The 20,283-nt window shown below is 63.8% G+C and carries 17 protein-coding genes and 2 pseudogenes; 12 read left to right on the top strand and 7 right to left on the bottom strand.

Annotated elements, in window-relative coordinates; all coding sequences use genetic code 11:
- Positions 1-84: 84 nt before the first annotated feature.
- Positions 85-983: pseudogene (locus tag AC5RUU_RS15445) on the bottom strand (IS30 family transposase).
- Positions 917-1,369 carry a helix-turn-helix domain-containing protein gene (locus AC5RUU_RS15440; protein ID WP_493976075.1) on the bottom strand — a complete coding sequence of 151 codons (453 nt, stop codon included), beginning with the start codon at positions 1,367-1,369 and terminating at the stop codon, positions 917-919. Before AC5RUU_RS15440 ends, AC5RUU_RS15445 begins: the two are co-directional and overlap by 67 nt.
- A 103-nt stretch (positions 1,370-1,472) precedes the next feature.
- Between AC5RUU_RS15440 and AC5RUU_RS15435 the strand changes: the two are divergent.
- Positions 1,473-1,848, top strand: a pseudogene (locus AC5RUU_RS15435) (DNA alkylation repair protein); the annotation flags it as partial.
- 33 nt (positions 1,849-1,881) lie between these two features.
- Here AC5RUU_RS15435 and AC5RUU_RS15430 read toward each other — a convergent pair.
- Positions 1,882-2,676, bottom strand: coding sequence for an alpha/beta fold hydrolase (locus AC5RUU_RS15430; protein ID WP_493976074.1), 795 nt, complete (start codon positions 2,674-2,676; stop codon positions 1,882-1,884).
- Positions 2,677-2,786: 110 nt separating this feature from the next.
- A complete protein-coding gene (locus tag AC5RUU_RS15425) occupies positions 2,787-3,971 on the bottom strand; it encodes a metallophosphoesterase family protein (RefSeq protein ID WP_493976073.1) in 1,185 nt (394 codons plus the stop codon).
- 258 nt (positions 3,972-4,229) lie between these two features.
- Between AC5RUU_RS15425 and AC5RUU_RS15420 the strand changes: the two genes are divergently transcribed.
- The gene (locus AC5RUU_RS15420) at positions 4,230-5,012 is read left to right on the top strand and encodes a hypothetical protein (RefSeq protein ID WP_493976072.1); all 783 of its coding nucleotides are present in this window, start codon (positions 4,230-4,232) and stop codon (positions 5,010-5,012) included.
- A 145-nt stretch (positions 5,013-5,157) separates the two neighbouring features.
- Here the strand turns inward: AC5RUU_RS15420 and AC5RUU_RS15415 are convergent, their stop codons facing one another.
- Positions 5,158-5,340 carry a hypothetical protein gene (locus tag AC5RUU_RS15415; protein ID WP_493976071.1) on the bottom strand — a complete coding sequence of 61 codons (183 nt, stop codon included), beginning with the start codon at positions 5,338-5,340 and terminating at the stop codon, positions 5,158-5,160.
- Between the two features lie 142 nt (positions 5,341-5,482).
- On the opposite strand from AC5RUU_RS15415, the gene AC5RUU_RS15410 reads away from it, so the two are divergent.
- The 3 genes from AC5RUU_RS15410 (at position 5,483) to AC5RUU_RS15400 (ending at position 9,452) form a co-directional block, all read left to right on the top strand.
- Positions 5,483-6,376 carry a VOC family protein gene (locus tag AC5RUU_RS15410; RefSeq protein ID WP_493976070.1) on the top strand — a complete coding sequence of 298 codons (894 nt, stop codon included), beginning with the start codon at positions 5,483-5,485 and terminating at the stop codon, positions 6,374-6,376.
- 195 nt (positions 6,377-6,571) lie between these two features.
- Positions 6,572-7,933, top strand: coding sequence for an MFS transporter (locus AC5RUU_RS15405; protein ID WP_493976069.1), 1,362 nt, complete (start codon positions 6,572-6,574; stop codon positions 7,931-7,933).
- 211 nt (positions 7,934-8,144) lie between these two features.
- Positions 8,145-9,452 carry an NtaA/DmoA family FMN-dependent monooxygenase gene (locus AC5RUU_RS15400; RefSeq protein ID WP_493976068.1) on the top strand — a complete coding sequence of 436 codons (1,308 nt, stop codon included), beginning with the start codon at positions 8,145-8,147 and terminating at the stop codon, positions 9,450-9,452.
- Here AC5RUU_RS15400 and AC5RUU_RS15395 read toward each other — a convergent pair.
- Positions 9,449-10,399, bottom strand: a complete 951-nt coding sequence (locus tag AC5RUU_RS15395) for a LysR family transcriptional regulator (RefSeq protein WP_493976067.1) — start codon at positions 10,397-10,399, stop codon at positions 9,449-9,451. The genes AC5RUU_RS15400 and AC5RUU_RS15395 overlap by 4 nt on opposite strands.
- A 147-nt stretch (positions 10,400-10,546) precedes the next feature.
- On the opposite strand from AC5RUU_RS15395, the gene AC5RUU_RS15390 reads away from it, so the two are divergent.
- The 5 genes from AC5RUU_RS15390 (at position 10,547) to AC5RUU_RS15370 (ending at position 15,774) form a co-directional block, all read left to right on the top strand.
- Positions 10,547-12,136 (top strand): FAD-binding oxidoreductase, encoded by a 1,590-nt coding sequence (locus tag AC5RUU_RS15390; RefSeq protein ID WP_493976066.1) that lies wholly within the window; start codon positions 10,547-10,549, stop codon positions 12,134-12,136.
- A gap of 103 nt (positions 12,137-12,239) precedes the next feature.
- Complete coding sequence (locus AC5RUU_RS15385) at positions 12,240-13,250, top strand: ABC transporter substrate-binding protein (protein ID WP_493976065.1); 1,011 nt, start codon at positions 12,240-12,242, stop codon at positions 13,248-13,250.
- 40 nt (positions 13,251-13,290) lie between these two features.
- Positions 13,291-14,070, top strand: coding sequence for an ABC transporter permease (locus tag AC5RUU_RS15380; RefSeq protein WP_493976064.1), 780 nt, complete (start codon positions 13,291-13,293; stop codon positions 14,068-14,070).
- Positions 14,063-14,932, top strand: coding sequence for an ABC transporter permease (locus tag AC5RUU_RS15375; protein ID WP_493976063.1), 870 nt, complete (start codon positions 14,063-14,065; stop codon positions 14,930-14,932). The genes AC5RUU_RS15380 and AC5RUU_RS15375 overlap by 8 nt, the downstream gene beginning before the upstream one ends.
- A gap of 35 nt (positions 14,933-14,967) precedes the next feature.
- Positions 14,968-15,774 (top strand): ABC transporter ATP-binding protein, encoded by an 807-nt coding sequence (locus AC5RUU_RS15370; protein WP_493976062.1) that lies wholly within the window; start codon positions 14,968-14,970, stop codon positions 15,772-15,774.
- Between the two features lie 74 nt (positions 15,775-15,848).
- Here AC5RUU_RS15370 and AC5RUU_RS15365 read toward each other — a convergent pair whose 3' ends face one another.
- Positions 15,849-16,559, bottom strand: a complete 711-nt coding sequence (locus tag AC5RUU_RS15365) for a GntR family transcriptional regulator (protein WP_493976061.1) — start codon at positions 16,557-16,559, stop codon at positions 15,849-15,851.
- A gap of 141 nt (positions 16,560-16,700) precedes the next feature.
- Between AC5RUU_RS15365 and AC5RUU_RS15360 the strand changes: the two genes are divergently transcribed.
- Together AC5RUU_RS15360 and AC5RUU_RS15355 are read left to right on the top strand one after the other, a co-directional pair.
- Positions 16,701-18,692, top strand: coding sequence for a flavin-containing monooxygenase (locus tag AC5RUU_RS15360; RefSeq protein ID WP_493976060.1), 1,992 nt, complete (start codon positions 16,701-16,703; stop codon positions 18,690-18,692).
- Positions 18,689-20,206 carry a carboxylesterase family protein gene (locus AC5RUU_RS15355; RefSeq protein WP_493976059.1) on the top strand — a complete coding sequence of 506 codons (1,518 nt, stop codon included), beginning with the start codon at positions 18,689-18,691 and terminating at the stop codon, positions 20,204-20,206. Before AC5RUU_RS15360 ends, AC5RUU_RS15355 begins: the two co-directional genes overlap by 4 nt.
- The last annotated feature ends 77 nt before the right edge of the window (positions 20,207-20,283 follow it).

Genomic DNA, 20,283 nt, shown 5'->3' with positions numbered 1-20,283 from the left:
CTCCCGTGCGACCATGCTCGGAACTTTCCTCTGAGGGCTCCGCAGCGGAAGCTCCGTCGTGTCTTCCGCTGTCCACGGTTGGGGTCAATTCCGGTTATCCACGGCTGGGATTGGGAGCCGGTGGGGTAGCTCCCTGGTCGCAGTAGCGGTGGATAACCCTAGTGAATTGTCCCCGGCGGTGGGCAGCCCAGCCGTTTTTTCAGTGCCGTCGGGAACCGCCTTGGTCTGACGTGCAGCAGCGGTTTGGAGGGAAGCAAAGCGCGCGGTTGCGCTATCCCAGTCGAGGACGGCTCGCGGCCGTCCGTTGATTTCATCGGCGGCGAAGCGGACTTCAGCTTGTTCTACCGTGCTGAGGTCTGCACCCTTACGAAAGTACTGGCGGAGCAGGCCATTGGCATTCTCGTTCGAAGGACGTTGCCAGGGGCTGGCCGGATCACAGAAGTAGACGAGAGTTCCCAGCGCCGCGGTGACTTCGGCGTGCTTGGCTATCTCGGAGCCCCGGTCCCATGTCAAGGTCCTCCGCAGCGTGGCCGGCAGGACCCCCATGGCCTCAATGAGTTGGTCACGCATGTTGTGGACCCTGGGCGGAGCGCGAACGCAATCAGGAGCCGGGATAAGCGTTCCACCAGTGTCGCTATCGCTGATTTGTTCCCCTTGCCCATGATGAGGTCGCCTTCCCAATGGCCTGCTTCTTCCCTGGTGGCGATGTGGGCTGGGCGGTCACCGATCTTCAGAGCATTAGCAATGTACTGGCGTGGCTTCACCTTGGTCCTGGACCGCGGCCGCCTGCTGAACTTACCCGATCGCAGCAGCCGGGCAGACCCGGTTGGAACGGGGCGGATGCTCAAATGGTAAAGCGCGCGGTAGACCGTTTCAGGGGCCAAGTGCCGATGCCTTTCACCGGGGAACCGTTTCTTCAAGGCCCGGCAGACCTGCTGAGGGCTCCACCGCTTCGACAGGCACTCCGCGACGTAATGACGCAACTCGTCGTCACCTGCAAGCTTGGCCAGCTTTGGCCTGGCCGTCTCTTCTGTGCCATTTTCTGGGCGCGGAACGGATGATAGCGACGTGAGTCGGGACGGTTGCGAGCTAACTCCCTGCTGATTGTGGACGGGGACCGGCCAAGATCACGAGCGATGGATTGCAGACTTGCCCGAACCAGCAGCCGGTCGGCAATGAAGATGCGTTCGTCTTCTGACAAATAGCGGCTGGAAACAGCTGCCGCCGGAACCGCCTTGCGGGGCCTCGGATCCAGGCCTTGCTGCACTAAGCCCTCGACCCCGTTGCGTCCATTCAACCAGCGAGGGCCCGTGATCGGGTTGATCCCAAGGATCTTGCATGCTGCCCGGTTGGAGTGCCCTTCTTTCATGAGCTGAACATACAAAGGGCCTCTTCTCAACCAAGCCCGGAGGCCCCATTTTCCTCGATCGGCGCGTCGAACTGCGCATAAAACAACACCACTTCCACTAGGTGTTGCGACGTTTGTGAGAAACCGCCAGGCATTCGGGCGGGACGGGCTGGACGCCATGCTGCGGGAGACGCGCGCCCCAAAGGTGCACGACTGGCTGGTGAACTACGTGGTGAAGAAGAGGTAAGTGAAGATGCCCAAAGGGCTGGACCTGCCGGGCGTGCTGGACGTGATCGAGGGCGAAGATGAAGGACGCGCCGGACCGGCTGCAATGGGCGATGAACACTTGCCTGGCGCAGATCGGGATCGAGCACGCCGAGCACCGCGGGCGTGCGCTCGCAATCGGTGAGCGGCTGGAGGTGCTCAAGGACTACCCGACGCCGCCGGACTGCACGTCCCCGTTCGCGCCGGTATGGATCGGGGAGATGGTGCGGCGGAAAGGGGAGTGTAAGGCTCCGGCTTCGGCCCCGCGTTCAGCCGAGCTCGTGAAGGAACGCCGCAGCATCCGCGGCCACCCGGTCCGGGCACTCCCACAGGACCAGGTGCCCGGCGTCGGGATAGACCTTGAGCACGGCGCCTGGAATCCGGGTGGCCAGAACCTGCTGGTCCTGCAGCGGCAGCAGGTCATCCTGGCCGCCGTAAATGATCAGTGCGGGCGTTTGCATGGCGCCCGCTTCCGTGGGCGGGGCGGCAGTGGTCAGCCCGGCCAGGATCTTCTTCCACACGCGGGCGGGCATCCGGACGCCGTCGCGTACCCGGTCCTCCAGGTACCAGCCGGGCACAGGGTGGTGCAGGGTGAACCAGGAGAGCGATGCCCGGACCCAATCCTCATCAATGGGGTCGGTCAACCGATCCACCTCGTCAGCGAAGGGCGCCCGTCCCTGCAGGCTCAGCGGCGACCCCACCAGGACCAGCGCGGCCACCCGCCGGGGTTGGGCTGCGGCCAGCTGCTGGGCAACGTAGCCGCCGCTGGAGGAGCCGAGGACGAACGCCCTCTCCACGCCGACGGCGTCCAGAATGGCCGCCGTGTCCTCAGCCTGTTCCGCCAGCGAGTAGCCGTGATCGGGTTTGTCAGCCTCGCCCTGGCCGCGGAGGTCCGGTGCGTAGACCCGCAAGCCGGTCAGCCGAGGCAACAGGCGGTCGAAGCAGCGGCGGGATTCACCCCACGCATGAAGCAGCAGCAACGGTTTCGCGTCCGCGCCCCCGCAGATGATGCACGGCACAGTGATGCCGGTGCGGAGGGACAGGTTCCGGACCTCGGAGTCCATGGCTTCAGGGTACCCCTGGTGGTGCGGCCGGGGGCTTGCGGCGGCAGGTTCAGAACGGGGGAGTACGACGGCGGTGCCAGCCTCAGGCGGGCCCCTAAGGCTGGCGGCCTCTAAAGCTGGGCGGGGTCCAGGGGCAGGGGAGTGATCGGCTGGTCGTCCGCCGTCAGGTCGATCCCCAGGTCCTTGGCGAAAATAAGCCGCGTCGACGTGTAGATGCCGGGGTGGTTTTCGTCCAGTTCGAAGACGCGGGCGCCGCGGAGCCTGTTCCGCTCGGCGCCGGGCAGCCCGTAGGCGCCGAACCCTGTTCCGGGTCCGTAGCCGAGTTCCACTCCGTAGTAGTTGCCCACGTAGGTGTTAACGTGATCATGGCCCACGAAGTAGCCGCGGACGTCCCCCCGCTCAAGGAAGGCGTTGAACAGCCCGGAGTTGAAGGGGCCGGGGCACTCGTCCTCGTTCCGCTCACCCACGATTTTGTGCTTCTTCACCGCGCGCTGGTGGTCCGCGTCCGTCCGGGAGTCCAGGCTTGCGAACCACATGTTGCGGTGCTCGTGGAGAGCGATGTGTCCCCACATCAGGGACGGGATCTTCCGGCCGTACTTCTGCTCGGTGGCGATGGAGAGGTTCCGGTACCAGGTGACCTGGTCCATCCGTACCCAGTCCCAGTCGGGGTAGCCCTCGAAGTCCTGCCCGTTGATGGTGTCCGGGGCATAGCGGCCGGTGTCGATGAGCCACAGGCCAAAGGCCGGGTCTTTCGACGTGGACGACTGCACTAGCAGCAGCGAGTTGGAGGTGCCCGTGACGCCGTCGGTGGAGTCGCCGTTGACGTTGTACCCGTAGCTCTGCAGGAACTGCAGCATCTTGGCTTCGGTCATCCCGGTCTTTGCTGCGGAGTCCTCGTCGTGGTTGCCGAACGTGACGGCCCACGGGATTTTCCGGCTTTCCATCGGCTGCACCACATGGTTCAGCGCCTGCTTGACGTCCAGTTCGGAGTCGCAGCCGCCGTTGATGACGTCCCCGTTGATCACCACAAAGTCCGGCTTTTCCGCATCCAGTGTCCGGTCCATGAGTTCGACGGTGCGGCGGTCCGTCTGCTCGTCGTCCTGCGTGTCGTTAAACTGGACCACCTTGAAGCGTCCGTCGGGCCGGAACGCCAGGGCGGGCTTGGGTGCCTTCGCTCCCGGTGCTGCGTTAGCCCCGGTTCCCGCAGCCACTGTAACTCCCAGCGCACCGAGGGCGCCGGCCGTTGCCAGGGCAGCGCGCCTGCTGAAGTTGAGTTGATCGGTTTTGCTGGTCATCGTCGCCTCTCCGCGTTTTTTTGCGGCGACTATCGCCGCCGTACCGCCGACAGTAGGAGGACCCGGCAACCGGGTCCCAAACGCCGGGTGAACAGTGGAGATGTCACTGCCCGCTTGGATGAAGGCAAGCGAGCTGTTGCGGGACGCTTTTGGCCGGGTGGAGGACGGGCAGCTTCCGCCGCGGCAGGAGGCCATAGACTCGGGGCCATGTCAGCTTATGGGGGGATGCCGGCTCGGCTCGGAAGAGTCTTGTTCGTTGTGGGCTTTCTGGTCATTGCCCTGGCGGGGTGCGAGTACAGCGGTGCGGACGAGCAACCGGGTGCAGCATCCTCGCCGGCAGCCACACCGCAGCCCCGGTCTTTCGAGGAAAACGTCAACCAGGTGGCGCGTCTGCTCCAGGCTTCCCCAACGGACCCCGGCATGCCTTCCGAGGCGGAGCCCGCCGGGAAGCTGTTCCTTGTCCTGGCGCCGGGGGACTACATGGTCACAGGCGCGTGTGCCGGGGTTCACGGAGCGAAACTCACCATCGTAAAGTCGGACGGCGCGCCGGAGGCATCCAGCTTTGAGTGCGGCTCCACGCTGGACCGCTTCGTTAGGCACGACGGCGGGCCGATCACGATCAGCGCAATTCCGCCCACCGGCAAGCCGTCCGCAACGGGGGTGAAGGTGCAGACCAACCCGGACCGCAGGGCTTCGGAGTTGGAGGACTTGTCGGAATGGTCATCGCAGCAACTGCAGCCGCCTGTCCCCGGGGAGCTGCGCGGTACCAGCGGCGGGAACACAACCACCACCGGGCCACTCATGGCCGAACCGGGCCGGTACGAACTGCACTTCGTCTGCGCAGGACCGACTTGGGCTGAGCTGTCTGTGTCCACGTTGGCAGGCGTTGAAATCCTGGCCCCCGTGCAGGTGCCTTGCACGGGGGCGGAGTTCAGGGCGCCCGTGCTGCTGCCCACTGAAGGGGCGGATCTCACCATGAGCCCGGACGGTGGGCTGGAAGGAAGGTTCGCCTACCGTCTCCTCCCAGCCATCAAGCCCTGACTCGGCAGTCGGGCGGGCAGGGGCCGCTTCGACGTTGATTCGCGCGGCCCAGGCGGGTAGGCCGCTTTTCGGCCGGCGTAGGTGATGACCAGCGCGGCGATATCCGGGACGGCAGCGGCGGCGGGCACGAGCAGCGGGCCGGCCACTACGAGTGCGACGGAACCGCGCGGAGGACGGCTGGCAGGTGATAGATGCCGATGGCTCCCATGCCCGCGCCCCATACCGTCATCAGCGCCAGGGCACGGGGCAGGCTGCCGCCGACGAAAGGCAACAGCAGCAGCGAGACGGCCATTGCCGCCGTCGTGCTACCGGACGATTCCTTACACACCAAATCTACTGGTGGGTAGGAGCGGTACCTGAGGTTTTTTGTTTTTTTGCTAGATAATCGATTCTATCTACGATAGTGTTTTCTGAGTTGCGGATCCGGGAACCCGGATCCGAAAGAGCGGTGCAATGAGTAGGAGACAAGGATGTCTTGGGGATTGATCAGCGCCATGGGCCACGTAAGCATTCAAACGACGGACCTCAGTCAGTCCGTTTTTGACGCAACCCAGATCCTTGGCCTGCGTGAAACGGAGCGGACGGCCGACGCCGTGTACCTGGCCGCCAACGACGTCCACCATGAACTTGTCTACGTCGAGTCCGACGTCAACGGCGTGGACGGATTTGGCCTGGTCGCAGCGGACGGCAATGCGCTGCGCGAGATCCGCGGGCGGGTGGAGGACGAGAACTTCACCATCCTGAGCAGCAGGCCCCGCGGTGCCGGCATCGATGACGGTTTCTCATTTATCGGTCCGGAAGGTTTCGTTTTCGAGATCTATGTAGGCATGCAGGAGAATATCGCCCTCCAGCAATCCTTCGGTCCCGACCGTTATGGGCACATTAACTTCCACCCGCGGGACGTCCGCGGCATGATGCGGTTCCTGCACCGGGTCCTGGATTTCCGCCTCTCAGACGTGATCGGCGACGACTTTGCCTACTTTATGCGCTGCAACCCGGACCACCACGGCATCGCCCTGGTCCGGGGTGAAGGAACCCTCCACCACCATGCCTGGCAGACGCAAAGCATTGCCGACCTCGGCAAGCTCGGCGACCGGTTGAACAAGCTTGGGCGGGAGTTGATATGGGGTCCGGTCCGTCACGGGGCCGGCCACAACATCGCCGCATATTATGTGGAATCCTCCGGCGCCGTCGTCGAGCTTTATACAGACCTTGAACAGATCTACGACGACTCCCGGCCTCCCGTCGTGTGGGGCGAGGACGAAAACTGGTTCAACATGTGGGGCAGCTACCGCCCCCTTGACTTCCGCAGCTTCGGTCTTTCTCCCGTGGACCGGCGATCCCTCAGCGGACTCCACCGCTGAGGCGCTTCACGGTCCTCAGCTTCAAAGTCCTGGTACCCCTTCCGGGAATTAAATACTTTCGCCGCGGTTATGCTTAATCGACTAGCCTTCCCCTGTGATCTGCGTCATGCTTGTAAAAGCGAGTGAAGGGGTTGCTTCGGTACTTGACCAACAACGCCGCCGGTACCGAACTCTCACAGCTTCCGAAAAGAGATCATGTTGAACCCGAAAACCGCCCGGAAGGGCCAGAAGCCCGTGGACCAGCCGTCGGGCGGAAGGCCACCCGCGACTGACTCGCTGAACACCAAGGACATGCGCCGGATTCTCGGTTCCAGCCTCATCGGCAGCATCATCGAGTACTACGACTTCATCCTTTATGCCACCGCTGCATCCCTGGTGTTCGACCGGGTCTTCTTTGCCAACCTCGGCCCCGGCCTCTCCCTGCTTGCCTCCTTCGCGACGCTCGCCGTGGGATACGTGGCCCGGCCGCTGGGCGGCATCATCTTCGGCCACTTCGGCGACCGCCTGGGCCGCAAGCAGATGCTTGTGCTGTCGATGCTCATGATGGGCGGCGCCACCGTCCTGATCGGTCTCCTGCCAACAACGGCCCAGATCGGCGTGGCCGCGCCGGTGGTGCTGGTGCTCCTGCGCGTCATCCAGGGCATTTCCGTTGGCGGGGAGTGGGGCGGAGCCACGCTGATGGCCCTGGAGCACGCTCCGGCCAAAAAGCGCGGCCTTGCCGCCGCGTTCGCCAATGCCGGCGGACCGGCGGGCGGACTGCTGGCCACGCTTGTGGTTTCCGCCGTTTCCGCCCTGACCGGTGACCAGTTTCTGGTCTGGGGCTGGCGGATACCGTTCCTGCTCAGCGCCCTGCTGATCATAATCGGCATGATTATCCGCCTCAGGGTGGCAGAGACACCCGTCTTCCAGAAGCTCGACGCCGAAGCCGCCAAGGTCAAGCACCCGCCTTTGTTAGAGGTGCTCCGCCATCATCCGCGCCTGGTGGTGGTCACCCTTGTGGCAACCCTGGGATTCTATGCCTGCCAGGGGCTGCTGACTGTGTGGGGCGTTTCCATGGCTGTGGAAAGCGGCGTGGACCGTTCTGGCGTCCTGAACTGGAAGGGAGTTGCGGCTGTGGTGACGGTGGCGGTCTGCTTCTACTCTGCACGCCTCAGTGACCGGATTGGCCGGCGCGCTGTCCTTACCGGCGCTGGCGTAGCGGCCATCATCCTTGCCTTTCCCCTGATCATGCTGCTGACGAACGGGACCCTGTGGGGCTTTGCGGTGGCAGTTGTGATCGGCAACGGGGTGGTCCAGGGGGCGCTCGCCGGCCCGCTCGGCGCGTACATCTCCGAACAGTTTCCCACCGGGGTCCGTTACACGGGGGCGTCCCTGTCGTACCAGGGGGCCTCGATGATCGGGGCCGGCTTCACCCCCATGATCGCCACCGGCCTCGTTCTCGCAGCCGGCGGCGGGGTATGGATGGTTGCGGTGTTCTGGATCGTGGTCCTGGCGGCAGGTCTCGCCGCAGTACGCCTCACGCGTGAAGGCTCACGCCTCAGGCTCGACGCCGCCTAAGCGCCCCGGGATGGCCGCCCGGCAGCGGACCCGATACCTGTGTTGCAGGTGGCCCGGCTTGGTTCACCTCTGGGGTGGATTCCATTGGTACATTCATCAATTAATTTGAACTCATTGCGCTGATAATTCTACATTTACGCATCAAGGGCTGCCTGCCATGCTGAATGAAGCGACGCGCCGGTATTGGCGCACATCACGAAAGGACCAGGCGATGAAGCCTAAGAATCACATGGTGCTCACCACCTTCATGCTGCCCGCGGGCTACCACAAGGACAGCTGGCGGATGGAAGGAAGCCGGGCCGAAGAACTTGGCAACCTGGACTTCGTGGCAGACCTGACGGCCATGGCCGAGGCCGCAAAGCTGGACGCGGTATTCTTCGGCGACATCGTCCACGCCAACACCGTCATGCGGGGCGACATCAAAATGAACGGGTTCTACGAACCCATGACCGTGCTCGCAGCCCTGGCAGCCAGGACCACGAACATCGGCCTGATCGGAACCATGTCCACCTCATTTTCGGAACCGTACAACCTTGCGCGGCAGCTGTGCGGGCTGGACCATATGTCCAATGGCAGGGCAGGCTGGAACATCGTCACGTCGTCGGACGGCTTCAGCAATTACGGGGTGGAGGACATCCCGGACCCGGCCGTGCGCTACCGGCGGGCTACTGAGTTCGTGGACGTGGTGCAGCGGCTCTGGGACAGCTGGTCCGACGACGCCATCATCGTTGACAGGGCCTCCGGCGAGTACGTAGACCGGAGCAAGCTCAAGGCAATCCGGCACAAAGGCGAGTTCTTCGAAGTTGAGGGGCCAATCAACATGCCGCGGTCGCCGCAGGGGCGGCCGGTGCTGGTCCAGGCGGGATCTTCGGGACCCGGCATGGATCTGGGATCGTCGGTGGCCGATGGGATCTACACCGCCCAGCCGTTCAAGGAACCGTCCATCGAGTTCTACACCAAGTTCAAGAACATGGTGGCCGAGAAGGGCAGGAACCCCGACGACGTCAAGATCATTCCGGGCATCCTGCCGATTCTCGGCGACACCGGGAAGGAAGCCCTGGACCTCGCGAACGACTTGGCCGGCTACGTCCACCTGGGCAACGGCCGCAAGCAGGTGGGCGCCGATCTCAAGATGGACCTTTCCGAGCTGGAGTTCGATGAAGCGATCCCGGCCGAATGGTTTTCTGACGATCCCAGGCTGGGCAGCCGCTACCAGATCTACCGCAAGAAGAGCGTGGACATGGGCATGACGCTGCGCGAGCTGATCGTGGACCTGGCCCGTTCCACCGGACATCAGTGGATGGCCGGCACTCCCTCCCAGGTGGCCGACCGGATGGTTGACTGGTTCGAGTCAAAGGCCTGCGACGGCTTCAACTTGAATGCACCCTTCAACCCGGGCGGGTTCCAGCTCATCTGCGACAAGCTGGTCCCGGAGCTTCAGGACCGCGGCTATTTCCGGTCTGAATACGAGGGCACCACCCTGCGGGACAACCTTGGACTCCCGCGCCCGATTGCTTAGCTGCCCGTAGCAAGGGCGCCGGCAGAACCAAAGCGTTCGACGGCGACATCCACCCACGCCTGGGCGCGGGCATTGAGCCGCATGCTCCGGGTCCAGGCCAGGGAAACGGTGGCCTGGGCCCGGGTGTGGACGCGGGGCTCGGCAATCCGCTTGAGGATAACCTTCAGCTCTTCGTATGGCGCGTCCAGCATAGGTTGCTGGAAGAGCACGGCAACGCCGCGGCCGCTTGCCACCAGGGATCGCACCGTGGCATAGCTGCGTGAGCGGTGCCGGATGTCCGGGGTGAGCCCGGCATCGCGGTACATCTCCAGGATGCGCGTGGAGATGGGCGCAGCGTCGAAGAAAATGAGCGGACTGGCGGCCACGTCCCGGAGCGAAACCACCTCCGCCTCGCGCAGGGGATGGTCCGCCGGAAGCAGAATGTAAGGCTCCACGGACAGCAGCGGTGCCGTCTTGAGCGCAGGGGAAATGTCCATGTCGTAGACGAAGGCGGCATCGATGGAACCGTTGAGCAGGCGCTCCTGAAGGTCCTCGTGATACCCCTCGATGAAATCGACCTCCACATGCGGGCATTGGTCCGCAAAGTCGGCCAGCATCGGGGGAATGATTGTGGGTCCCAGCGGCATGAAACACCCGACGGTCAGTGGTCCGCGGATGTCCGTCCTGTCCCGTTTAGACAGCGACGCGATCTCGTCCGCGAGGTCCAGCAATTGGCGCGCCTGACGGAATACAACGATGCCCGTAGACGTCAGGGTGAGTCCCTTGGACTTTCGCTTAATGCAGAGCTGCGCTCCGACGATCCGCTCCAGTTCCGCGATGGACATGGAGATGGCCGACGGCGCCATGTGCAGCCGCCGTGCCGCCTCGCTCATGGTTCCCGTCTCGGCCGCCACCACGAAGTGGAGAACCTGCCGCAGCGTGATCGAGGGGTTCAAGGTGATGTTCACATTGTCAATTCTACTGATAACCATGAGCTGAAATCGACGATTTACTTGAGAAGTTTGGCTTGTCATCATGAAAGAAACGGCGCCGACGACGGCGTTCCCGGCTATCGCCGCAGCGGCGGCACCCCTCCCGAAAGTGACGTGACGTAGATGGACGCCCAAGCCACATTCCTTGACCAGGCAGAAGACATTGTCGGCACCGACAATGTTGTCCGAGCCACGCCCCAGGAGGGCTACATCGATCCGTACCCCCTGAATCCAGGACGGGCGAAGTGGCCTGGCGTGCGTCCCGGGTCCGTGGAGGAGGTCCAGGCAGTCGTCCGGCTCGCCAACGACACCGGCGTTCCACTGTGGTCCTTTTCCAAGGGCAAGAACCTGGGCTACGGGGGACCGGAACCCCGCACGCGCGGCATGGTGGCGCTCGACCTGAGCCGCCTCAACAGGATCCTCGAGGTGGATGACCACCTCAACTACGCCGTCATCGAGCCAGGTGTCAGCTTCTTCGACCTTTTCGAGCACATCCAGGAAGAGGGGCTGAAGCTTTGGATGTCCGTTCCCGCCCTCGGGTGGGGCTCCATCCTCGGCAATGCGCTGGACCGCGGCTACGGCATGACGCCGATGGGGGACCACGTGCAGTCCATTTGCGGCATGGAGGTGGTCCTTCCCAGCGGTGAGCTCGTGCGGACTGGAATGTGGGCCATGGAGGGCACGGAACTAGGGCCCATCTTCAAAGGCGGCTTCGGCCCCACCCTGGACGGCATATTCACCCAGTCCAACCTCGGCATCGTCACCAAGATCGGCCTCTGGCTGATGCCCTGGCCGGACGTGTACATCAACGGCGACGTGGTGGTGGAGCGCGAGGAGGACATGCCCAAACTAGTGGACATCCTGACCCAGCTCCGGCGCGAGGACGTCATCCAAAACAACGCCCTCTGCGGCAACGTGGTCCGGGCGGCCACCATGAAAGGGCCGCGGTCACGCTGGTACCAGGGGGAAGGCTCCATCCCGGACGACCGCCTGGAGGAAATGCGCCAGGAGATGGGCATCGGCCAGTGGAACGCGAAGTTTGCGATCTATGGCGACAAAGGGCTCGCTCAACGCAGGCTCGAGATCATCCGGGAACGCTTTGCGGGGCTCGAAGGGTTCACGGTCAACGCCAGGCTCTACGAAGGTGCTGATGGTGTGCAGGTCGCCTATGCCGACATTGCGGACATGGACCTCACCCAGATGGCCGGAGTGCCAACACTTAAACCCTTGTCCACGGTGGCATGGGCGGCAGAAAACGGCGGGCATATCGACGCCGCACCCATCATTCCGGCGCGTGGGGAGGAAGTGTGGGCGTTTTACCGGGAGGCCAAAGAACTGTACCGCCGGTTCGGCTTTGACCTCTACATCGGCTACCACCTGTACCCGCGCCACATGGTGCATGTGACCATGATTTTCTTCGAAAACGACAACCTGGAGCAGCTGGCACGCGCACGGGAGCTCTACTCAGCTCTGCTCGCGGCTGCCCGCAGCCATGGCTACGCGCCCTACCGCAGCCATGTGGACTACATGGACGCCATAGCCGACGGTTTCGACTACAACAACAACGCCGTGCGCCGGCTTCAGGAGACGCTGAAGGACGCCCTGGATCCCAACGGCATCCTGTCCCCCGGAAAGCAGGGAGTCTGGCCGCGGCGCTACCGCGATACGGACGCGGAGGTGCCGGAGGGCGTTGCATCTGCCGTCCCGCAGTAGGACGCCAAGAAACCAAACCCTAGGTTTTCTGTGAGCCTTGCCACAATCTATAGAGCAAGATATATTTTAAGCGCATTATGCATTCTCAACGAGGAGAGCCTGAATGGAAAAGCCCACGATTTACTCCCGTTTAACCAAAGCCTTGGTCCCAGCGCTTGCCGGACTGGCACTGCTGTCCCTGGCAGCCTGCGGGTCGCCCGGCGAGGCGGCCGCCGGAAGCGAGTCCGGCGGCAAGTCGGCTATCAAGGTGGTGGTGGCCCCCATCCATTTCGAGACGGCATACGTCGCTCAGGAGCAGGGCTACTTCAAGGAATCCGGCCTGGACGTTGAGATTGTTCCCGGTGCGGATCCATCCGCAAACCTGGCGCAAACCGTCAGCGGACAGGCGGACATCACCACGGCGTCCTGGGGTGTCATGACCACCGCTACCGCCAAGGGAATGCCGGTCAGGATCATTTCCGGAAACGGTGTGGTTGACCCGGAAGCCGATAACTCCGGCATCGTCATCCCCAAAAACAGCCCCATCAAGACGGTGGCTGACCTGAAGGGCAAGAATGTCGCCGTCAACGGCGTGAACACCGGCGGAGACATCCCGATGCTCCAAGCCGCAATGGCCGCAGGGATCGACCCCAAGTCCCTCACCGAAATCGCCGTACCGTACGCGGGGATGCAGGCAGCACTCGAGCAGGGGACGGTGGATGCAGCATTCGTGGCCGACAGCTACTACCACCAGCTGGTGGATGCAGGGTTCAAGAGCATCGCCAGCCCTGTCCGTGAATTCCAGGGCAACATGCCGGTGACCGTGTGGGCCGCAACTGAGCCGTGGCTCAAGAGCAACCCCGGCACGGCCAAGAAGTTCAACGAGGCCATGGAAAAGGCCGCCAAGTTCTATTCGGACCCCGCGAACTCCGCCTCCATCGTCAGCATCTCGGCGCGCGTCAAGCAGGTGGATACCGCCAAGATCAACCCCAAGGCCTTCGTTCCGGTCAACACCGCCATCAACCTCACCTCAGGACAGGCAGGCATAGACGCCATGGAGGAGCTTGGCTTCGTCAAGGACCCACTGACTGCGGAGGGGATGCTGTGGAGCGGCGCACCCCGTTTTGCGAAATAGCAGCCGGGCCGGCCAAGAAACCCTGACTGGGAGACAAAACATGAAGACACAAATCCGAGCGTTCGATATCGGGCTGACCTGCCAGCGGCTATTGGCCGTCGCCGCACTCCTGGTGGTGTGGCAGCTGGTGATCTGGAGCGGATCGCTTCCGTCGATGACCCCCGGGGTGCCGGCCATAGTCACGGCCATCGCGAATGCATTCACCTCCGCGCTTTTCTGGGCGTCCCTGGCGCAGACGATGACCGCCGCCGTCAGCGGTTGGGTGATTGCAGTGACTGTGGGCACAGTGCTGGGCCTGATGATTGGCTCGGTGCCCATGCTGGACCGCTCCACATCCATCCTTATTGACTTCGGCCGGTCCTTCCCGGTCCTGGCACTGATGCCAGTTGTCATCATGATGCTGGGGGCCACCGCCCAAATGGAAATCTTCGTCGTCTCGCTTTCCTGTCTCTGGCCGGTGCTGGTACAGACGATCTACGGAGCGCGGCGCATGGACGCTTCCGTAGTGGACACCGCGCGGACTTTCCAGATTCCCAGGCTGCTTTGGTTCCGCCGGATCCTGCTCCCGAGCGCCACTCCGTTCATTTCCACAGGCATCCGGATCTCTGCCTCCATCGCCATCCTGGTGTCGGTGGGTGTCGAGGTGCTCAGCCAGGCCCCGGGCATCGGACGGCAGATCACCCTGGCCCAGCAGGCACAGCGATGGGACCAGGCCTTCGCCTACCTCTTCTTCGCCGGTTTGGTGGGCTGGGGCATCGCCGGCCTCCTCAACCTGGCCGAAGGCAAAATCCTCAAATGGAACAGGCAGTCCAATGACTGACACAGCACTCCGTACACCCCCCGAGGCCGCCCCGGGCACGGCTTCACCGAAACGAGGGAGAGCGCAGCGGGCAGGCGCGTCCAGTCACCGCGGCCGCTTCATCACAGCGCTCCTGAACGTCCTGCAGCGGACCTGGCTGATCGCCGTCGTCTTTGCCTTCTGGTGGATCGCTTCGGCTAACAGCACCAACATCTTCATTCCCTCCCTGGAGGACATCCTGCTCAGCCTGCGCCGGGATCTGTCCAACGGGGTCATCGGATCCGGAGCAAGCTACAGCCTGACGAATCTGGGCGTGGGACTCCTGCTGGCGGTGGTGGTCGGGATCGCCGGCGGCCTGATTCTCGGTGAGACCAGGAAGCTGAGGGAAATCGTTGACCCTGTCATCCACTTCTTCCGTTCGGTGCCGCAGGCCGCGCTGGTGCCGCTGATCATCGGTGCTTTCGGCATCGGGCAAGGGCCCAAGATCTACACCATCGCCTTCGCCTGCATGTGGCCGGTGCTGCTGAACACGATAGACGGTGTTCTGAGCGTGGAGCCCACCATCCGAAAATTTTCCAAGGTCTACCGCATCCCGCCGGGACTCCATTTCCGCCGGGTGGTCCTGCCGGCCGCTCTTCCGCAGGTCGTGGCCGGTATCCGCGTAGCCCTGCCCATCGGCATCACCGTGATGGTGGTCAGCGAACTGTTCGCGGCCAACAAGGGCCTGGGTTTCTACATCCTCAATTCATCCGCCACCTTCCAGGTGCCCGAAACCTGGGCGGGTGCCCTGCTGGTCGGCGTCATCGGCTACACCCTCTCGCTTCTGTTCATCGTTTTCGAGCGCAGGATCCTGAGCTGGTACTTCAAGTCCGGCGCCAAATGACATCCACGATTCAACACCCGAAAGAAGGAGCCATCATGGCCGTTCAGGCAGCACCCGAGCAGGAACAGGCAGTGTCGTTGCCACTGCTGAAGGTCCAAGGACTGACGATGAGTTACGGCTTTGGCGAGTCCGAGAACAGGATTCTCGACAACCTCAACCTGGACGTCGACGACGGCGAGTTCGTGTCGATCGTTGGCCCCTCCGGCGTCGGAAAAACAACGTTGCTGCGGGTCCTGTCCGGCTTGCTCAGGCCCAGGAGCGGCACAGTGAGCGTGGGCGGGGAAGCCATCAGCGGCCCGCACCGGGACCTTGCCGTGGTGTTCCAGGACTACAGCCGGTCCCTGATGCCGTGGATGACCACGCTTGAAAACGTCGCGTTCCCGCTCCAGGGCCGCGGAGTGGGCAAGAAGGAGAGGAACGAAACGGCGGAGAAAAACCTTGCGGCTGTGGGGCTGGGCGGTCAGGGCCACAAATATCCCTGGGAGATGTCCGGCGGGATGCAGCAGCGGGTCGCGATCGCCAGGGCGCTGGCGTATAACGCCAAAGTCCTGCTCATGGACGAGCCTTTTGCCTCCGTGGACGCCCAGACCAGGTTTGACCTCGAGGACCTGGTGATCGACCTCCAGTCCAACCTGGGCGTAACCATCATCCTGGTGACCCATGACATCGACGAGGCCCTGTACCTCGCGGACAAGGTTATTGTGCTCGCCGAAAAGCCGGCCACGGTGGTGGACGTGATTGAGACAGGTTTCGGCGACCACCGCGACCAGGTGGAGACCAAGGCGGATCCGCGCTTCGCCGAGGCCCGGGCGCAGATTCTGCACCGGCTCCGCAGCCACTGACCCACCGGTTCCGCCGGGACAACGAAGCCTTCCGGGAACCATGCTGTTCCCGGAGGGCTTTGCGTTGTCAGGAATCAGACCTTGGCAGGCGATTTCCCCTGTGGGGCGGTGCCCTCGTCAATGCCGGATTTGAGGATCGCGTTAAGAGTTGTCTCGTAGTGTTCCCGGATCAGCCGGGAGGCGCGTTTCGCATCCCGCTGCAATGCAGCGTTCAGGATGTCCCGGTGCTCCTGGGCAATGTCCCGCTTGGTGAAACGCGTGGCGGTGCCGGCCCAGCGGCCGTAGAGCTGGGAGAGATCGGACAGCGTTGAGCAAAGGTCGATCAGCACAGGCACCCCGCAGGCTTCCAGGAGTTTGGCATGGAATGCCTGGTGGGCGTGGTTCCAGGCCTCGGTCAGCTGGGCGTCGGTGGTGTCCCGGTAAGGGGTCCGCTCCAGGGTGTGGTGGGCGGCGATGAGCTCGGATTCCCAGGCGAGGTCGCCACGCTCGATGGCCAGCCCTATCCCGAATTCCTCGGACCTGCAGCGAAGCTCGTTGATGTCCTTGAGTTCCGCCAGCGAGAGGGTGGGCACGAAGAAACCCCGATTTGGTTTGAGGAGCACGAGGCGGTCGCCCACCAGGCGGGTGAGAGCCTCCCGGATCACCGTGCTGCTGGTCTCGTAGTGCTTTGAAAGCGCCGCGAGCTGGAGCTTCTCTCCGGGAGCCCATCGGCCTGAGAGTATGTCACTCCGCAGTGAATCCCGGATGTGCTTGCTCAGCGTCTCAGAATCGGTACTTTTCGACATATGCATTATTGTAGCGGCCGATAGAGAATATTTTCTTTATTGACTTATGCAAAGTCGGTACTAGAATTGAGGAAGCCAGAAAGAGGGGCCCGCATCACGCCGGCCCCCTGCAGATCCCGCAAAATTACGAGGAGAACCGCCGTGACCAACTCCAGCACCGAAGCAGTCCGGGCCCCGGGGGAGGCGGTGGTGGATGACCTCTACTGGCGCCCGCGGTACGAGGCCATCACCGAAGACGACGCCTTCCTCCGCCAGGTTGTGGAGCACTCGGACCTTCCGGCCCTCATGGTCGCCCTGGCCGCCGTCACCAGGGACTTCTCGCTGCTGCGCGAAGACCTTCGCCCGCCGCAGCCACCCGCTGACATCGCAGGCCTGCCCCACGGCGGCATGGACGCTTGGCAGCAGGAACAGGCGCGGGAACTCGCCTTCGCGGCACTGAAGCGCGTCCGGGATGAGGAACTGACCGGCGTGGAGGCACTCACGGAAGCCCAGGCACAGGGCATCCTGACGTGGATCACGAACTCAGCTGACCCCGAGTATCACCCGATGCTCATGCATGACATGGCCCTGGTAAAGGGGCATGGCGGCAAGCCGAAGTGGAACTTCGATGACGTCGCCGTCGGGCGGGAGTTCAGCGTGGCCATCATTGGCTCGGGCGTCTCCGGCATGGCCGCGGCTTACCGCCTCAAACAGGCCGGCGTGCCCTACACGGTGTTCGAGAAGGGACACAGCGTAGGCGGCACCTGGTGGAAAAACACCTACCCCGGTGTGCGGCTGGACACCCCCAACTACGCCTACAGCTTCTCCTTCGCGCAGCGGGATGACTGGCCCCAGCAGTTCTCCCAGGGCCCCGAAATTTTCGAGTACACCCGCCGGGTGGCCGAACGCGGCGGGATCCTGGAAAACATCGAATTCAACACCGAGGTCACGTCCGCGGACTACGACGAGGCCACGGGCCTGTGGAACGTTGACACCATTGACGCCGGAGGCCGCGCGGTCACCCGCCGGTTCAATGCCGTGATCACCGCCGTGGGCCAACTCGACCGGCCCAAGTACCCGGACGTTGCCGGCCGTGAATCTTTTGCCGGCATACAGATGCACTCGGCGGAGTGGGATAACAGCGTGGATGTGACGGGCAGGCGGGTGGCCGTGATCGGTACCGGCGCCAGCGCGTACCAGATTGTTCCAGCCATCGTGGACCAGGTGTCCGCGCTGACTGTGTTCCAGCGCAGCTCGCCCTGGATGCTGCCCACCAAGGGCTACTACGATGACATGCCCGATTCGGTCCGGTGGCTGGTCCGCAAGCTCCCGCACTATGGGCAGTGGCTGCGGTTCTGGCAGCACTGGCTCGGAGTAGAAGGACGCCAGCACACCGCCGTCGCCGAGCCGGGCTGGAACAAGCCGGGCAGCGTCTCTGCCGTGAACGAGAAAGTGCGCCGCGAACTGACTGAACTGCTGGCCAGGCAGTACCAGGACCGGCCGGACCTGCTGGCAAAGGTCACGCCCAACTACATCGTTGGCGGCAAGCGCATGCTCCGGGACAACGGCGTGTGGGCGGAATCCCTCAAGAAACCGCAGACCACGCTGGTCACCGAGGGCCTTGAGCGCATGGTGCCCGAGGGCATCGTCACCAGGGACGGCGTGCTCCACGAGGTGGACGTCATTGTCTACGCCACCGGGTTCCAGGCCTCTGAATTCCTCGAGCCGCTCCAAATCACCGGCCGTGAAGGCATGGACCTGCACGAATACTGGGGCGGCGATGCCAAGGCCTTCGCCGGCATCACTGTTCCCAACTTCCCCAACCTCTTTATGGTCACAGGACCCAACACGGGCCATGTGGTCAACGGCAGCCTGTACTCGATGATCGAATACGGCGTCGAGTACATCCTCGAGGCCATCCGGATCATTATCGAAAACGACCTGAAGGGCCTGGACCTCAAGCAGGAGGTCCTGGACGAATTCATCGAAAAGCTGGACGCCGCGAGTGCCACCAAGGCCTGGGGGCATCCCTCCGTGCAGACCTGGTACAAGAACAGATTTGGCCGCGTCTCCCAGATCTGGCCCCACAAGGTTGTGGACTACTGGAACATCACCCGCACGGTGAACCTCGACGACTACAACCAGCTGGCATGAGCGGCAGCGTAACCGCAGGCCAATTGCTGTTCACCACAGGAAGCGGGGAGTACCTCGGAAAGGCGGCCGACGGCGTCGTCCATGTTCCCGGGGTCTGCTACGGCGACCGGGTGGATGCCGCAGACCGGTTTTCGGCGCTGGGTGATCCCGTGCCGGGGCACGCGCAGGCGGGGGCCACGGTGTTTCCTCAGTCACCCGGGTCCCTGGACTGGTTGATGGGCACGGCGCTGTCCCGCCTGCCGCAGGACGAGGACTCCTTCCTGCTGGACATCTGGACGCCGGAGGGTGCCCGGGACCTGCCGGTCCTCGTTTTCCTCCCCGGCGGAGCCTTCATCAGCGGCGCCGGGAACGTGGGCTGGTACGACGGCGCACGGCTCGCCGCCGAAGGCAACGCCGTGGTGGTCACCGTCGGTTACCGGTTGGGCGCGCTGGCGCTGCTGGGCGGACCCGGAGTGCCCCTTAATCTGGGCGCGCAGGACATCCTGCAAGCGCTCAGATGGGTCTCGGCCAACGTCGCCACCTTCGGTGGGGACCCTGCCGCCGTCACCCTTGCCGGTCATTCGGCCGGGGCCTGGTACGCCTATGTCCTAAGCCTTGCCCCGGCCGCCAGGGGACTGTTTCGCCGGACAGCGCTGTTCAGCCTGCCCTGGCAGCCTCCGCTCAGCGCGGACGCCTATGCGGAACGCCGGGAACTGTTCAACGGCTTCCTTGGGGACGCCCTCGGGGACGGTTCCCTCAACGGCGACGGCGACGGCGACGACGCGGCAGGCGGCAGTTTGTTGGCTGATGCGCCGGTCCCGGCAGTCCTGGAAGCCCAGGCAGCACTCGGCAAGGCATTTGCGGGGCGCGGCCTTGGGCTGGTGCCGGCGGCGGACGATGGACTGGTGCCGGGCTGGGCCATGGACTTCCGGCGCGCTGCCCCCTCCCTTCATGTGGACGCTTTGCTGCTGAGCACGACGGACAACGAGGCTGCCGCCTTCCTGCACGCTGTGCCCGTGGCTGCTGTTGGCCCGGAGCAGGTGGCGGGCTTTGTGGCTGCCCACTTCCACGAGGCCCACGAGGTCGTGGACTTCCTGGATTCCCTGCTGCCCGGCGCCGTACCGCACGCAAAGCTCGCAGAGGCCATGAGCCTGCACCAGTTCCACCTTGCCGCGGCTGAGCTAGCCGGTCGGGCCGACGCCGCCGGAGTGGAGTCCACGCTGGTCCGGTTCTCGGTTCCCAGCAGGCTTGCTGGGGCCGGAAGTCCGCACTGTTTTGACCTGCCGTTCCTCTTCGGAAACAGGGCGCGCTGGCAGGACGCTCCGATGCTCCAGGGGTTTCCCGAGGACAGCTTTGGTGCCGTCTCGGACCAGCTGCGGCCGCTGCTGCTCAGCTTCGTTGCCCACGGTCACGCACGCTCCGCGTCCGGCAAGCGGCTGGCGCGGTTCACCACGGACCTGCCGCAGCTGCACGCCGTGACCGCCGAAGGGGTGGTGCCGGGCACCCTCGAACCACAACTTCGGGCGCGGCGCTAACCCCGTCTGCAAACCTCAGGACCAACCATTGTCAAAGTGGTCCAAGTTATATAAAATCGAACAAGAATATATTTTTA

It is taken from the genome of Arthrobacter sp. K4-10C (assembly GCF_059090085.1).
The sequence above is the reverse complement of the archived record's forward strand: the minus strand, read 5'-3'. Positions and strand labels throughout refer to the sequence as shown.